23 protein-coding genes are annotated in these 15,378 nt (G+C 31.6%); 1 reads left to right on the top strand and 22 read right to left on the bottom strand.

The genetic code is table 11. The features are described from left to right. Positions 1–72: 72 nt before the first annotated feature. The 22 genes from ACY2RX_RS01670 to ACY2RX_RS01565 all read right to left on the bottom strand — a co-directional run bounded on the left by ACY2RX_RS01670 (position 73) and on the right by ACY2RX_RS01565 (position 14,771). The gene (locus ACY2RX_RS01670; protein ID WP_490102218.1) at positions 73–915 is read right to left on the bottom strand and encodes a DNA adenine methylase; all 843 of its coding nucleotides are present in this window, start codon (positions 913–915) and stop codon (positions 73–75) included. Positions 916–1,098: 183 nt separating this feature from the next. Beyond that, positions 1,099–1,485 carry a hypothetical protein gene (locus tag ACY2RX_RS01665; RefSeq protein WP_490102217.1) on the bottom strand — a complete coding sequence of 129 codons (387 nt, stop codon included), beginning with the start codon at positions 1,483–1,485 and terminating at the stop codon, positions 1,099–1,101. Next, positions 1,485–1,859 carry a hypothetical protein gene (locus tag ACY2RX_RS01660; RefSeq protein WP_490102216.1) on the bottom strand — a complete coding sequence of 125 codons (375 nt, stop codon included), beginning with the start codon at positions 1,857–1,859 and terminating at the stop codon, positions 1,485–1,487. The genes ACY2RX_RS01665 and ACY2RX_RS01660 overlap by 1 nt, the downstream gene beginning before the upstream one ends. An 11-nt stretch (positions 1,860–1,870) precedes the next feature. After that, entirely contained in the window at positions 1,871–3,691 is a 1,821-nt protein-coding gene (locus ACY2RX_RS01655) for a hypothetical protein (protein WP_490102215.1), read from the bottom strand. Between the two features lie 3 nt (positions 3,692–3,694). Beyond that, a complete protein-coding gene (locus ACY2RX_RS01650; RefSeq protein WP_490102214.1) occupies positions 3,695–4,519 on the bottom strand; it encodes a phage baseplate protein in 825 nt (274 codons plus the stop codon). After that, positions 4,516–4,980, bottom strand: coding sequence for a hypothetical protein (locus tag ACY2RX_RS01645; RefSeq protein ID WP_490102213.1), 465 nt, complete (start codon positions 4,978–4,980; stop codon positions 4,516–4,518). Before ACY2RX_RS01645 ends, ACY2RX_RS01650 begins: the two co-directional genes overlap by 4 nt. Further along, positions 4,970–5,809, bottom strand: a complete 840-nt coding sequence (locus ACY2RX_RS01640) for a nucleotidyltransferase (protein ID WP_490102212.1) — start codon at positions 5,807–5,809, stop codon at positions 4,970–4,972. Before ACY2RX_RS01640 ends, ACY2RX_RS01645 begins: the two co-directional genes overlap by 11 nt. Before the next feature lie 4 nt (positions 5,810–5,813). After that, on the bottom strand, positions 5,814–6,062 hold the full coding sequence (locus ACY2RX_RS01635) for a hypothetical protein (RefSeq protein WP_490102211.1): 249 nt from the start codon (positions 6,060–6,062) through the stop codon (positions 5,814–5,816). Between the two features lie 28 nt (positions 6,063–6,090). Continuing rightward, the gene (locus tag ACY2RX_RS01630; protein WP_490102210.1) at positions 6,091–6,450 is read right to left on the bottom strand and encodes a hypothetical protein; all 360 of its coding nucleotides are present in this window, start codon (positions 6,448–6,450) and stop codon (positions 6,091–6,093) included. Next, on the bottom strand, positions 6,450–6,737 hold the full coding sequence (locus ACY2RX_RS01625) for a hypothetical protein (protein ID WP_490102209.1): 288 nt from the start codon (positions 6,735–6,737) through the stop codon (positions 6,450–6,452). Before ACY2RX_RS01625 ends, ACY2RX_RS01630 begins: the two co-directional genes overlap by 1 nt. Further along, complete coding sequence (locus ACY2RX_RS01620) at positions 6,737–6,919, bottom strand: hypothetical protein (protein WP_490102208.1); 183 nt, start codon at positions 6,917–6,919, stop codon at positions 6,737–6,739. Before ACY2RX_RS01620 ends, ACY2RX_RS01625 begins: the two co-directional genes overlap by 1 nt. Beyond that, positions 6,919–7,428, bottom strand: coding sequence for a hypothetical protein (locus ACY2RX_RS01615; RefSeq protein WP_490102207.1), 510 nt, complete (start codon positions 7,426–7,428; stop codon positions 6,919–6,921). Before ACY2RX_RS01615 ends, ACY2RX_RS01620 begins: the two co-directional genes overlap by 1 nt. Continuing rightward, a complete protein-coding gene (locus ACY2RX_RS01610) occupies positions 7,429–7,920 on the bottom strand; it encodes a hypothetical protein (RefSeq protein ID WP_490102206.1) in 492 nt (163 codons plus the stop codon). It lies immediately after the preceding gene. Continuing rightward, on the bottom strand, positions 7,917–8,477 hold the full coding sequence (locus ACY2RX_RS01605; RefSeq protein ID WP_490102205.1) for an N-acetylmuramidase family protein: 561 nt from the start codon (positions 8,475–8,477) through the stop codon (positions 7,917–7,919). The genes ACY2RX_RS01610 and ACY2RX_RS01605 overlap by 4 nt, the downstream gene beginning before the upstream one ends. After that, positions 8,474–9,463 (bottom strand): hypothetical protein, encoded by a 990-nt coding sequence (locus tag ACY2RX_RS01600; protein ID WP_490102204.1) that lies wholly within the window; start codon positions 9,461–9,463, stop codon positions 8,474–8,476. The genes ACY2RX_RS01605 and ACY2RX_RS01600 overlap by 4 nt, the downstream gene beginning before the upstream one ends. Then, complete coding sequence (locus tag ACY2RX_RS01595) at positions 9,463–10,065, bottom strand: DUF6046 domain-containing protein (protein ID WP_490102203.1); 603 nt, start codon at positions 10,063–10,065, stop codon at positions 9,463–9,465. Before ACY2RX_RS01595 ends, ACY2RX_RS01600 begins: the two co-directional genes overlap by 1 nt. Before the next feature lie 190 nt (positions 10,066–10,255). After that, positions 10,256–10,579 (bottom strand): hypothetical protein, encoded by a 324-nt coding sequence (locus tag ACY2RX_RS01590; protein WP_490102202.1) that lies wholly within the window; start codon positions 10,577–10,579, stop codon positions 10,256–10,258. Positions 10,580–10,582: 3 nt separating this feature from the next. Then, the gene (locus ACY2RX_RS01585; RefSeq protein ID WP_490102201.1) at positions 10,583–10,996 is read right to left on the bottom strand and encodes a hypothetical protein; all 414 of its coding nucleotides are present in this window, start codon (positions 10,994–10,996) and stop codon (positions 10,583–10,585) included. Further along, positions 10,996–12,240, bottom strand: a complete 1,245-nt coding sequence (locus ACY2RX_RS01580; protein WP_490102200.1) for a DUF2586 family protein — start codon at positions 12,238–12,240, stop codon at positions 10,996–10,998. The genes ACY2RX_RS01585 and ACY2RX_RS01580 overlap by 1 nt, the downstream gene beginning before the upstream one ends. Continuing rightward, the gene (locus ACY2RX_RS01575; RefSeq protein WP_490102199.1) at positions 12,240–12,704 is read right to left on the bottom strand and encodes a hypothetical protein; all 465 of its coding nucleotides are present in this window, start codon (positions 12,702–12,704) and stop codon (positions 12,240–12,242) included. Before ACY2RX_RS01575 ends, ACY2RX_RS01580 begins: the two co-directional genes overlap by 1 nt. A 14-nt stretch (positions 12,705–12,718) precedes the next feature. Next, positions 12,719–13,477: a phage major capsid protein gene (locus ACY2RX_RS01570; protein ID WP_490102198.1), complete on the bottom strand. Its 759-nt coding sequence runs from the start codon at positions 13,475–13,477 to the stop codon at positions 12,719–12,721. Between the two features lie 172 nt (positions 13,478–13,649). Beyond that, entirely contained in the window at positions 13,650–14,771 is a 1,122-nt protein-coding gene (locus tag ACY2RX_RS01565) for a Clp protease ClpP (RefSeq protein WP_490102197.1), read from the bottom strand. 170 nt (positions 14,772–14,941) lie between these two features. Here ACY2RX_RS01565 and ACY2RX_RS01560 point away from each other — a divergent pair, with 170 nt between their 5' ends. Further along, positions 14,942–15,373: a hypothetical protein gene (locus tag ACY2RX_RS01560; protein ID WP_490102196.1), complete on the top strand. Its 432-nt coding sequence runs from the start codon at positions 14,942–14,944 to the stop codon at positions 15,371–15,373. The last annotated feature ends 5 nt before the right edge of the window (positions 15,374–15,378 follow it).

The raw sequence follows: 15,378 nt of genomic DNA, 5'->3' as shown, positions 1-15,378 counted from the left end.
TGAAAACTAATAACTGATTTAAATTTGAACGCCATTTAAATGGTTTTTAAACAGCGTTCAAATACTATTTAATTAAGTAGTGGTTTGAGTCCACTTAAAAAGCATTATATCTGTATAAGTTGCATTGTGATTCATACTTGCTTTAAACTCTTTTTTAGCTGCTTTTTGAAAAGGATTTATACCTCCAGTATAATCACTAATCCATTCGCATAACTCTATTATACTTGACTTGTTAGAAGTAAAGTAAAAATAGTTCTGATTATGTAAAGTCTTCAGAACATCTAGATAATCTTTTAGTTTCCAATAACCATCACTATTATAGGTAGAGCAGTCAGTTGAAAGGTATGGTGGGTCAATTAAAAATACTACATTCTTAATATCTTTATACTTTTCAAAAACCTTCTTATAATCTAAAGAAACCACATCAATACCATCAAGATAGTTTAATGCTGGCGGATAATTATTTACTCTAATTTTATTATACAATGTTTCTTTTTCCAGCTCTTCAATACTTAATACATATTTCATTGAAAACAACAATGATGAAGACAATGTAATAAAATCAATAAAACCATTTTCTTTATTAATTCTATCAATAGCCTGTTGTTTTATATGTTTAGAGACTATTTTCTTTCTCTCAACTCCTTTAAAAATAACTCTTAAATCTTCCAGTATTTTGTTAGTTTTTGGAATTGTTTTAATTCTTTTTCTAAAGTTATCATAATCATTATAAATCACTTTAGCTTCAGGGTGCACATCTTTAGCTGCTCTACTTAATAAGCCGCTACCTCCAAATAAATCCACATACAATGGTGGTGATGGTTTATTAGATAGTTCTTCTTTAAAATGTTTGATAAAATTCCTTTTTTGACCAACAAAAGGTAATGGAGCTGTGTTATAAACTTTGCTTTTCATTTATTATATTTATATTAATTTACTTATTATATTTGCAACTTCTCACACATTGTTCATATCAAAAAAAACCAACGACTGTAGAAGACTTTTGTCCTCTAGTAGTCGTTGGTTCGATAATTAAAAATGTGTGAGAAGCTTTTTTAAACTAGAGGGCTTTTATACTCAATCCTCTATTGAGTTTAGCTATTCATCTGCTTCAATACTATTAATAGAATGATTAGGGTCTAACTTGTCCAATAACCAATCTAAACCTTTACCAACTTTAGATAATGTATTTGCTTTCTTATTCTTACCTAATACGCTACTAATAGTTTCATCAGGATTACCAAAAGAAATGCCTGATGAAACTATTAAAGCATCGTTAAACAATTCTTTACAGACAACATTTGCTAATTGGTCTATACTTAAAGCCCACGCATAAAACCATTCTGCAACTTCTTTTACTCCGTTCTTAAACTTGCTTTTCCAAAAAGAAGCTACAATTCCCCAAATGATTGCAAATGGCAATAAAATAGCAAACAAACCAATTGCTACAAATACTAACGTTATGGATAAAACTATTTTTTTCATTATTCTAGATTTTCAGTTAACTCCCAATCATTAGGTTCTAGTTCGTAAATAGTTTTTCCATCGTCAAAAAGGTTTGTAGTCGTATCAATTAATAAGCCTAATTGGATTTTTTTCCACTCTTTTTCTTGAGTATCTAGCCCGCTAAAATCATTGTTCGCCTCTAAGTACAACTCTAATTGGTGTAATTCTTGATTAGTTCTAAATACCTCTTTAGCTGAAAATATTTCTTTTGTACTATCTTCTTTCAATACATAGTCATTCACTGTAAATGTTTTCCCTGTTTTAGTGCATATATAATTGCTAATTTCGATTAATATTTTTCCGATTTTATGACTTCTTTTTTCGTATGAAATTGGTGTCTTTGTTTGTATCATTTTTTTAATTATTAACTTGGTGTTGTTACTGATTTTATTGCCCCTGTGTTGTCTTTATATAAAGCATTATTTGGTAAGCCTCCTGCTATTGCAGCAGCATTATCTGCGTAAACAGGATAATGAAAAATAAAGTTTCCGTTTTCATCTATATAAGCTCTAACTGTTTCAGGTTGCATATCTGTTCCAGATGATTGTTTTTGACCTGTTATAAATCTTAATCTACTTTTACCGTTCCCTTTTCCTGTACCTGCAACAAAATCTAAATTTCCACCATCTAAATTTTCTGCTCCTTTTTGGGTGTTGCTTTTAAAATAAATATCCCCTTGTGACATTCCTTGTCCAAAATCCGCACCCTTTATAGCATATATATTATTATTTGCATCCGAAGCTATACTACCCCAAGTTCCAACAGTTTGATTTAATGGTATAAAAACGTTTGTATTAGCAAACTGTATATATAAATCTCCGTTTACAGTTGATGCGTAAACATCACCTATATCTGAAACGTGAATAGAGTTCCAATTTTTTAAATTATTATAAGGAATAAAATCTCCTGTTCCCCCTGTTCTTTTGTAAATATCTCCATTGTTTCCATTTCCTCTAATAGCATAAATATCTCCATTAGGAGCAGAGGTAATGCTTTCCCAAACTAAATCTACAGCAGATGGTATAGTTAAAGTTGTATTTGTTCCTGCAACTCTTTGGTAAATATCTCGTGTAAATCCATCACCACTACAAGTGTAAATATCTCCGTTTGGTGCTATTGTACCACCCCTGATAAGATAACTTGGGTATTGTAAAGTAAAATCATTGTCACCAGTATTTTGTAAATAAAGACCATCTAAACTTTGACTATTTGGTTTACAGATGAAATACAACCTATCATCGTGAGTGATACCAACTTTTATAACATTAGAAACATTTAATGTTTGCAATACAAAGTTTGTAGTATTAAAATTTCTTTTGTAAATCTGACCTACTGCTGTGACTGCATACAAATCTCCGTTATTTTTACAAGCAATTGAGACAAAAGACATTCCAGTATTTAATGCGTTGAAATTAGCATTTACTCTATAATCATTTGTTCGACCAGCAACAAGTCTTAAATTTCTTCCTTTAGTGTTTGCATCACTTTCTTCTATTCCTATTTCTCTATCAACTTGGTTTCCAAGAGTGACATCTTTTGTTGGGTCATAGACAGTTCCAATACCTACTTTTTGCCCTGTATCTACAATTCTACTATTTACAATATCATTAGCACCATCAGATTTTGGAACTGTATTAATATTTCCATTTAGTTTGTTTTGTTTACCAGCTAAATCCGTATCATCCGCTAAAACACCATTTCTGTCTTGCAAGGTGTAGTAACGTGTTGCTGTATTACTATTTCTAAAAAAAGAAGTGAATGTGTTTGCAAAATTTCTTAACCCTAATTTGTCGTATAAAAAGGTTTTTACAACATTAACATTTTGAGCAGCTGACAAATTAACTGTATCTGTTTTATCTGACTTACCAGTTATGTCAACTTCATCTACTGAAATTTCTAAAGGACTTGCTACAGTTCCATCGCCTTCAATGTTTACATTATTAGAACCTTCAGTAACCAAACTACCAATATTGGATAAATGTATTGTTCCATCATCTATATGATTTTGTAATGCTTCTTGATTCGCTTTTTCTGCTAGATAGGCGTCAAAGTTTTCAATACTTTGTGCTGGTATTGCATCGTCTTTGTGCCAAAATGAATCCCAAGCACTAAAGAATTGTTCTTGTGTTGGTTTTAAACCAGTTTTAAACCAGTTTTTTATGGTGTTTAAATTTACTTTTGCCATTGTTTAAAGTCCTTTAAATTGTATATATGCCAATGTGTAAAAAGGTGGTCTATTTTCGTGTGCTTGGTCACCACCTTTGTCATTGATGTTTAGAGTATGTGTGTGCGAACCAGCAGAATTTGTTTCTTTAGAGTGTGGTGGTAAAGCTCTTAAATGGTCATTTCCTGAACGTGGGTCAGAAGCCCATTGAGATGAAGAAGCTGTATAATTGTGTTTATGGCTTCCTGCTGAATAAGTAGAACCTGTATGTTTATGTGATGGCATTTCTTGCTCTGTTAAAGTTACTTCTTCTTCACCTCCTGTTTTTCCAATAGTATCGTAATCGCTTTTAGCTGCATCATAACCTACAATGAACTTACCACGTAGGTCAACTGTTTCATTTTGACCATCACACAAATGCCATCCTGCTGGAATATTTGCTAAATTACCTGCAAACATATCTACTTTATCTATGTATAAAGCTGATGTTAAAGGATACGCCCTTTTAAATTCAGTCCATAATACAGCAGCTGTTCCAGTTCCAAAAGTTGCATAACGTTTATAATAGGTTGGTTTTATATCGCCATTTTCAAATTCTACATCAGTAGATTCTTCTATAATGACAATTTTTGACTGAATACCACCACCTACAAAAGGTAGCAGCTCACCATCCCAATAAATAACACCATCACTAATATTACTACCAGCTTGTATGCATCCTTTTACAATAGATTTTGCACCTACCAAATCACCAAACGCTTGAAAAATATTGTAAGCTTCTTGCATTTTTGATAAGGTTTCTGTTTCTAAAGGAAAACCACCTACTTGGTCAAAATTTGTGTAATTCATATTTCTATAATTTTATATCTTTTAACGCCTTTTTTAAAAAAATTAATAGTTGCTTTTAATGCGTGTATATTTGTGTTTATAATATCAGCAGGAACATAGACAATGAAGTCAACACCAGTATCTGCATAATCTTTTGTAGAATGTAAGAACATTGTACCTAGATATTTTGTCTTTTGTTCAGATGCTGTATAGATATATTGACGGATGAATCGATTTCCATCACCAATAGTGATTCGTCTTAATGTATCATCAAATCTATCGTTTAATGCCTTTCTAAAATGACATACTTGCGAATTATGGTTCAATAAATAAGCATCCTCTTTTTGTGTTTGTAAAAATTGATAATGTAATTGATAAACAGGGCTCACTATTACCTTGGTAAAAGCAATAAACTTCAACTTTCTGTAATTGGTTGGCAATAACGAAACTGCCAATTTTTTAAAATCTACATTATACCACATAAACTACATCTTCAAAATTTTGAATTTCATAATAACCACTCACTGGTATTCTTTTTACATAAATTGTAGATGGTACACCATGTGTTTGTGTAGCTACATTTAACCAACTTGATTTTGCTTCTTTCAAATGTGCAATCTTAACACCATTTACAGCCTGAACCTTGTCTACCAAACTTTGCAAGATTAAAGTACCGTCAAAAGGCAGTTCTTTCATAAATTCGGTAATAGCATCTTCTACTGGTTTGTTACCATTTTTAATACTTACTCCCGAGAGGTCTAAAACCAAAGGGTCTATAAATATTTCAAAGTTTAAGAATAACTTATCTGCCAAATAATTAATAACAGTAACTCTATCACCAGCCCACTTTATTTCTGCGTAATATGCCTCTAGAGCAGTTTTTTGATTATCAGTAATTTGTGCTAGCTTATTGTTTTGTTCACCTGCTACTTTAATAATTATGGTACCAGGTTTATCACCATCGTTTGCTGTTGCATATTTGATTATTTTTGAAGCTTCAATATCAATTTCTTTTGCATCAGTATTGTCGAACTTATCAGAATCTTGGAATAAATCAAAACCATACTGAAATTCTAAAGCCTTAGTTCTATACCAAGGTAATGTGCCACTTTTTTGGTTGTAAATTACGGTGGTTACATCGGCTCTATGTGTATCAAAATAAACTCTTAAATCTTGGAAACAATATGCTACAATAAATAGAAATAAATTCCAAATAGATACCTTGTTAGTACTATTTAAATCTACTAATTCTGTTTGATTATTTTTTACAATAATCATTTCTTTCTTTATTTCTTCTACTGTTTTTTTCATCTTTTTAATCTATTACAAAACCTCCTCCTATACTCCAGCAACCTATACCTTCACATCCTATCATAATTTTCTTTGTTGCTTCGGTCAATCCTGTAGCTGGCAGAATGTTATTTGCTTGATAGTACTTTAGAATGTCAACATCTATTTTTAATTCTTCAGGAATATTTAATATACTACCAGCTTTAATGTCCTTAGAAGGTGATTGTTGATTTGCTTTTGCAATTAATAATGCATTAGACGCATCTCCTGTCAATTGGACAGCTAAGTCTTGATAGTTTTGATTATCTAGTACTGTTATCTGCATTTTTTAATTGTCTTTTTAAGTCTGCATTTTCTCTTTTTAAAGCTGTATTCATACGTTTATGAAGTTTAATTTCATCTTCTAAAACTTTCATCTTTCTATCATACATCTCAACTATATCGTTAAATTTCTTTTCATACCTGTGGTTTAAATCGTCCATCGCTTCTTTGTACATAGAAACTACATCTTTGCCATTTTGTATGTCTTTACTATCAACATCAGCTTCAACTCCTTTAGTAACTGCTTTGTTTTTTCGGCGTTCAAAAAGCCATGCTAAAGAAAAACCCCCACCAAAAACTGTACTTAAAATACTTACTAAATTTTCTTGTATGAAATTCATTATACTTCTATGTTTAGATTTTCAAAGCCTTCAGATAAATCAATAGTTGGATTTTCATAACCAACATTTTGTAATTGTACCTTTAAGTCTCTTTTAAATTCACTCTCTTTTTTGTTTCCTTTTATGTATTTAATTGCCCCAAAACCAACCAAAGGATGTTCTTTAAATTCGCCAGAAAATGAGTTAAAAACATCAACAACATGTTGCTTATCACTTTCTTCAATAACAAAATCGCCGTTCACTATTTTTAAATCACCATTTTCGTCAAGTGCAAAATCCTTATTCATTATACTATAATTAAATTATGTGTGTCTCCACGACTATCTGTTCCAGTTGCTTTTCCTGTTTTTACAAACTTTTCAAAAGCATCAGCCAATTCAGAAGCAATTGTATCTACATTGTCATTAATATTTGGTTGCTTTAAAATTGCTTTTAAATCAGTTACTAAAGTTGCTTTATCTAATGCCATTATTTCAATATTTTTAAAATATTTGTAATTTCTGTTACTGTACTATTTTCAATTTCTTGAAGCTTTGGAACATCAGGAGTAACACCTATTGAAACCACTACTTTTTGCAATACCTTATTTACTTCAATTTGATTATAGAAACCAGTTTTTAAAACATCTTTCAAATTGATATTATCTCTAACAATTTTATATCCATCTTTGTCAATTTCGAATTCTGAAGTATCAATTTTAACTGCTACTTTTTCAATCTCGCTACAAGCAATTAAAACTGCTTCAGAAATATCGCCTTCAATAATGCCACAAAGCACAATACTTCCTTTTTTTGGGGTAACCTTAAACTGGTTTTTAACTGGTGTTAAAACACTATTAAAACGAACGTCTAAAAGAGAAGGCATTCCTTCTCTTTTCACATCAATAGAATCAGCTTTTACTTCAGATACAATTCCTGAAGTAAGCACCATCTTTTCGTGTTTTTTTAATAGCGATAAAAAAGCAGCTTCAAAACTCATTTACTTAATTTTTATAACAATAAAAATGAAAACCCCAATCAATAAAAACCAAGCCCATTTGGGTGTTTTAGTTTTAACAACTTTGACACCCTTTTTTTCTTTGTAAGTACTTGATAATCGAATACTATCTTGTTTGTATTTAGACTCATATTTAGATTTATAAACCTGAACAATACTATCTGTATTTGCTTCTAAATAAATAGTGTTATTTATGGTTCTTAATTTGATATTTGTTTTACCTAACTGAGTTTTTAATTCTGCTACTTTGATATTTCCTAAACTGTCACAAACATCCTTTAAAATTAAATCAGTTTTTGAAGCTGGAGTAACCTCTGTCCTGGTCTCATAAATTATAGTGTCTTTTTTAATGAAATTTAATACTATACTATCATTTTTAACAATGTTTGTGCTTCGTTCTTTTTTTACAGTTTTATTAAATAAACCGCAACCGGTAAAAAAACTAATGATAATGATGTAAATAAATTTTTTCATAATTTGTATTTTTTATATGCTTTTGCTAATTTTTCATCGTACTTATTTCTTTTAAAGCCTGAACCATTATAGAAATAAGCAAATTTTGCCCAATCTTTATTCCTTAATTCATCGTCAATTCTTCTTGAGATAATGAAATTCACAAATGCTTCTAATTGTTTTCCTTCACTTTTATACATAGCATTTACAAACTCTTGTACATTTTCAAATCCACATTTATCATAGTTGAATCCCATAATTTGAAATTTACCCCAACTAGCGGATTTTAGAGCTGCTTCACGATTTAATTGAACAGCTTTGTCAAGACGTTTATGCTGATTTTGATTATAATAAGTTCTTATCCAACGTGGATAACTAATATTTCTATTAATCCAGTTTGTGTATTTTCCGTTGGTTAACTTATGAAACCAATGCCCTTCAAATAAAATTTTAGGAGAACCATCTTTATTAAATCCACTTCCTCTACTTTCTACTTCAGCAACTGCTTTAATTGTTGCTACATCACAACCAATAATATAGGCAGCAATGGAGTAATCGTTTTCTTGTAGTCTTTTCATAATTTTAATCCTAATTTATTGATGCGTTTAAAGCCATCAGTACTATTGAATTTTATTGATACTTCTTCTATCAAATACTTTCCATCACGTTCGCTGTCTTTGTAATTTGGGTCTGTAATTTCAACTGACTCTCCAGCTTTGGTTCTTGGAATACCCCAAGTAGGAATACTACCTTGGTAACCATCAAAATTCAAGCTCTTATAATTTTTTTCTGCTAACTCTTTTAATTCACTCAGCGTTTTGTCTGTAAAATGAAGCGTTCTTTGTGCGCCATCTTTATCACCAAAATCACTGGTTAATCTTCCACCATTTTTATTGATTGAGATTGCCTTGAGTAATATTTTAAAATCTTCTTTACGGACAAATTTTAAATCATTGCTTTGCGCTCTTACATTTCTGTTAATATTGATTTCGTGAACAGCTTGAGGTTTTAAACTTATTGGAAAACCTACCTGAAGAACTTTACCAACAAATCGAGAATGTAAACCATAATCTTTTCGTAAAGTTTCTAGAGTTCTATATGCTGAAGCATTGTTAATAGTGAATTTTCCGAGTTTTATATCATCTATAATATCATAAGAATAACCAGGAGTAATTACTTTTAAAAGTTGTAATAAAGTAACTGAAGAAAACGCTTTAGAAAAATTGCTTTTTCGTAATTGAAACATCTCGTCTTCAGCTTCAATTACTAAAGGTATGTCTGCTGATATTTTACTGACATAACCTTTAAATTCGGTTTCTAAATTTCCATCGTAACCTAATGCTATTTCTAAAGGATCATTTACTTTTATAAAATCTAAAATATTCTTACCAGCAAATTTTTCTTTAGAGTTAGTTACAATACCAACATATTCTCTAGGTAAGATAATAGTAGCAGTATCAGACAATTTTTTAATACTTTCATTTGTTGTAATACTATTTACATATTCAACAACTACATTGCCAATAGTAACCTTACAAGTCATATCAAAATAGAGATAATTCATTATAAGTTTGGATTTGATAATGTAAATCCAACTGGCTTAATAGCTCGAGCTGTTAATACAAATTGAATGGTGTCTTCAAAACCTTGTACGCCATTTATCTCAATAGATTTAAAATAAATACTTGAAATTGATTTGTCAAAGAACTGAGTACCTGATACATCTATCACGCCATTGTATTCAAAAAAGTTATTTAACTCTTTTACTTTACTTTCAGGATATTGATGATTTTCAATATCAATCAATATGCCTCTTATTCTTAAATTATATTGTCTAGTACTCCACCGTTCTACAACTTCATCAGCTGTACCATTGATGTCTGTAACAATATGTTTTTTATCTCGAGAGAAACTTACAATTGGTGGAGGAGCTAAAATGTTTTCATTTTCTGAAGCTGCTATAAAAGGTACAGCTCCAAATGCTATTTTATTTTCTCCATACTTAAAAGACATTTCTTCAAAATCTTCTTTGGATTTTTCGTAAAACTCAAGATTGTATTTATTTTGTTCTTGAGTAACAGTAACTGCATTTGGTTGATTAACGATTGCTAAACTTCCAAATGCAGCTGCATATCTTCGAGAAAGATTTATAGTTACTTGTGTCATTTTAAATTTTCTTTCATTTGCTGTCCTAGAACTCCAGCATCAGCTAAAAACTTTACTTGCGCCCATTTTAAAGACCACTCTACATCACTCAAAGCTTCAGGAAAAGGAACATGCAAAAAATGACTGATATAAGCATCTATTTTAAAGATACCATCCTTTTCGCCTGAGTAATGAAGTCCTGAGCAGTCTTCTAAAACTTTTTTATAGTTCCCTGTCCTATTGGAATTAAATCAGCTAATAAAGCAATGGTTGTGTTAAACATGAAGTCATCAGCTTCAATTTGCTCTCTATCCGTTAGAATGCAACCTCTTACTAAAATTTCTTGCGCTTTCTTTGGATTAGAATCTGCCCACTTCATATATTGCCCAGTAACATTTCTTGTAGGCACTTTTGCAACTACTTCTATTGTTTCTTTATGAGCTTCGGTTGTAGGTATTTCTAAAATTCTTAGATTCTCTTTACCTCCATTTTTTGCAGCTAAATCTTTTTTTACTGCTTCAGTTAAATTTGCCATCTTTTAAAAATTGTTATAATCAATATCTAACACAAATAATGTGTGTTGTTTGTTCAATCCCATATCTCCAGTTACATCACGACCTTGGTCTTGAAACTTGGCTAAAATGGTATCATTAATAATATCATTGTAATCATTGGTAAATGTTACGTTGATATAGAAAGGTTTTACATTTAGTAAATTACCTCCAGCAGCTTTTTCTATTCTAGCAATATCTTGCATCATAAAAGTAGCTGTACACGTGTCTGATATTTTACCTTTAGACCATGAAGTACCCTTGTTTTTCAAAGTGTGATTCATTTGGTGTTCTTGCTCTGTATTGTAGCTGATTTCAACTAAATCAGAAGGAACACCAGCAATGTTTACATCAACATCACCGCTATCATAAGCTTTGTTATTTCTAATTACTTTACTCATTAGATGCTGTTTTTAAGATTAGAAGTTCCTTTAATAGTTCCTATATTTCCATAAGGCTGAATCTGATATTTTACTATCAATTCTTTAGCAGTAATTAAATCGCTATTTGGGTCTACAATTGTTTTACCTGAAGAAATTTCTGTTGCAGCTTCCATACTTGCAAAAACATCATCACCAAGGTTTTCAAAGTATTTAACAACTCCAGTTGGTAATTTTCCACTTTTATCTACTGGCTGCTTTGTTTTTACTTTTGGTAACAATGCATTTCTAAGCAATCTGCGAGCCTTGTCATGCGTTCTACCATAAGCAATGGTATGCTCATTAATATTACCTTCAGCATCTTGTATAATCTCAACACAAGTATGGTCATTGTTCCATCGAACTCCAGCCATTGGAGGATATGTAGTTCCAAAAATGTAACCTTTATCTTCTAATGTTTGTAGTTGTGCCAAATTAGATTTCACAGTTGTGTTATTACTCAAACCTGCAACAATCCATTTTTTTGTTAAACCATCTGTTAAGTTAAAAGCTTCATTATCTCCAATGTTTTGGTTTACAGATGCAACACTTACAGTTCCTAGAGCAGTTCCAACATCAGCCATTTTTTTAGCATTGCCATTTAAAGCACTTGCATAGTCAAAATCTTGCCCTATAATTACTGATACGTTTGGAGCAGCTACATTTTCTAAATCTCTTAAATTTGCTGAAGCTGCAACATTACCTCCAAAGTCATAACCTTCTAATAAAATATTACAAGGCATAAAGTTATCATCTGACCAATTGTATAATAATTGCGCTTTTGCAATTGCATTATATACATCGTCAGGAATTCCATTTAACAAAGTAGTAGCACCAGTTGGATTAACTGATAAAGCAATTTGTCTAATTTCTCCTTCAGCTTCTGTAATTAAAGCTTTCCCTAAAGTATCATTTGCACTTTCACACATCTCTACTAAAGTAGTAGCTTGAGCAGCTAATAAAATATAGAGTTTAGTTCCTTCTCCAGCCAAACGATAAAATTCGCTTACGTGTCTGTAAACGTTAACATCATTTGTAGTGTCATAAGCTGGAGTAATTCCTAGATTTTCGGTTTCTACTAAATTGTAAACAACCGCAACCGTTCCTAAAGCTAAATTAGCAGCAGCAGGTGCAGCAGCAAGAAGTCCTGAAACTCCATCGCTAACTGCTAATGCATTTGCGCCTACTTTACCTTTAGAGATTTTTGCTCCGTCTAAACTTGCCATTACTTACCGAAAATTTTAGTAAACAATGAACGTGAAGCTTCTTTATTAAAAACAATTTTAATAAGCTTTCCTTCTTTAAAAGTTAAAGAAGAACCTTGATACTTGTAATCACCAGTTGCTGGCTTTCCATCAATAGTAGCTTCATCACCTTCAATAGGTTCTCTTAATTCTCCTTTAATTTTAGGAAACACCAACTCTTTTTTACTATCAGTAATAATTACCATAGCACCTTCAACTGTTTTTACAGTTTCCAAAGAGTCTTTTTGGTCTTGAGTTTCTTCTTTAGAAACAGCATTGCTCTTTAAAATTAGAGCATACTCAGATTTTTTACCTTTAACACTATTAGATGCAAGGTTCTCACTTGTAAAAAATTCTTCACGAATATTTACAAACAATGCTGAAAATGAAGGATTTCTCCCAAAAAATTCGGAAGCAGCTTCATTTATTTTATTTGTGATTTTCATATCTTAATATAATTTTAAGCAGTCGCAGATACGATAGCTCCGATTGCTCTTTGCTTACGTGGTAACACGATGTAGTTATGTTTGATATTATATTCCCAACGTTGAGTTCTCGGTTTTGGAGAATCAACATAGTTTTTTGTACTACCTGAAGCTTTAAACATATCAGGAGCATAAAATGCAACAGAGGCTTGACGGTCTCCAGCAGCTGGAACAACACCGAAAGACTTTTTAGTTAAAGCAGTAGCATCATAATAAGGACAGTCTACATATTGGTAGACTTTAAAGCCTGCTATTCTACCTTTCAACATTCCGTTTTCATCAGAAGATAAATGGTCAGCTGATACTTTTCTAGCCATTGCATCTTCTAAAAGGTCATTGTAGTGGTCAGAAGTTAATACTAATACTCTACCAGCTAATGGAATTTTTAAAGCATCAAACTTTCTTTTCATAGTGATAGCATCTTTCACTAAAAATTTTCCTGAACCATCAACAACATCTCCAGTTGTTTTAATAACAGGAGTGTTTATTGTATTAGCTGCTGGAGCAAGTGCATGAGCTGCCTTAGCGTGCTTTTTAGCCATTACAGCTTTTGTATGCTTATCTTGAACTAACTGAATCTTGTCATAAGCGATATATTGAATTTCATCGTCAGACACTTCAGTTACTTCTGTTTGATACTTATCTAAAGTAATTGCAATGTCAGAATCTCCTTGAGAAGCTGATGCAATAGGATAAGTTGTATTGTTTATCAATACTTCAGGGTCAGCATCCACATCTGTCATGTGAATAACTTCATTTTCACCTCGAGTCGCAGAAACAAATCTTGACTCATCAGGAATTTCGTTTAAGAACATTGCCTCTTCAGTAGCTCTAAATTGTCTTACTAAAGAATCCGTCCATATTTCTTGGTTTAAACCTGCCATTATATCTTTTTTTAAATGGTTATTAATCTACTTTAAAGCTTTCTCCAAACTTTGCCTTACCTAATGCTAAAAATGCTTCAGGATTTTTTTCTGCCAATACTTCTAAACCTTTTTGGTCTTCAGCTTGGTATTTGTCCCAGTCCCAACCTGCTTTTACTTCAGGAACAGAACCATCTGATTGTTTACCTGAAAACAACTTAGAAATATCAGGTCTACCTTGTACACCTTCTAAAGCAAGAGCCAAAGCATCAACTCCAGTTGTTTCTCCAATTTTTCTATAAGCATCAATTTTGCCTTTGTCAAGTTTACCTTCTAAAGGTTTTAACAAAGCTTCTATTTTAGCTTCTGATTCTTCTTTAATACGCTTTTCTAAAGTGTCGTATTTTGTTTGTAACGCAGTTAAATCTGCTGTTTTACTTTGTGAATTGAAATGTTTATCCAATGCTTCAAATACAGCAGTATCAGAAGAATTTTCAGTAACACCATTCAATCCGTACTTTGCAATAATTGCTGACTTCATTTTTATGGATTTTGATTTAAATTTATTTTCTGTTTGTGGAGTTGCTAAAAGAGCTTCGAATTGCCCAAATAGTTCAGGGTTTGCAAGTGCTTGTTTTTCGTCAATTTTAATATCGACAACTGGGTCTACTATTTCATCTACCAAACCTTCTTTTAAAGCTTTCTTTGCATTAAAGTAAGTATCGCCTTCAAACCATTTTAAAACCGATTTTCTTACTTTACCAGTCATAGCAATCAAATCTTCAATAAAGTTTTCGTTCATATCATCCAATAAATCGGCATTAGAACGATGGTCACTTGCTGTACCTCTTGTAGTTCCTTGTGCTTGATGCACCATTACAAAACCATTCTTAACAATACTTCGTTTATCAGCTGCTGGCAATAAAAATGCTCCCATAGAAAAAGCAACACCATCTACTTGCATATTTATAACAGCTTCAGAAGTTTTTAATCTTGAATGAATGTAATTTCCTGTAAACACATCACCACCTATAGAATGTACATGTACCTTAATTGTTGAATACACTTTTTCTATTTGAGAAAAGTGATGGTCGAAATACATATCGTCACCAGACCACATACGCCCATGTAACCAAATAGTATTGTCTTTTACTTTAATAATCATTTGTAAATGTTATGCTTTTGAGCCTCAAAAGTGATGTTTATAATCATCGAAAAAAAGAATGTTTGCAAGGGTTTCAATATTGTCTGCAACGTTTGCAAACATTGTAAAGTTGAGTGATGAGTTTCTGTACTTTCGTACAGAAACCTACTAACAAGTAGATAATTTTAAAAATGAAGTTTAAAAACTTGGTCTTAGTTTTTGTCATCGGGATGATGGCATTAATGAGTTGTAGCAATACTAATGCTGCCTCAGCCGAAAAACAAAAAAATGAGCTGGTAGATGTTGTCAAAACAGCTATCAATCCTCAAATTTTAGCAGCAGACACACAGACTGCTTTAGAAAGTTCTGTGATTGATGTTTCAATATCTGACGATAGGTATTATACAGTTATCACACTAGATGATACTGTTTTTGAAGTCGGAGATAAGCTTGTTATCCAGCTTAAAAATATTGTTGAAATAAAAACTAACTTCAATAGAAATAGCTTTAAAAAGAAGACAAAAGACAATATACCTATTGTTTTTAAAGAAGGTCTAAACATTGATAAAACACTATTTAAACAGCCTGATGATAGTTATCAACGAGTCAGCTTAAAAAAATAATGTAA

It is taken from the genome of Polaribacter sp. 2405UD43-2, assembly GCF_058147125.1.
Note: the sequence above shows the minus strand (reverse complement) of the source record. Positions and strands in the feature narration are given on the sequence as shown.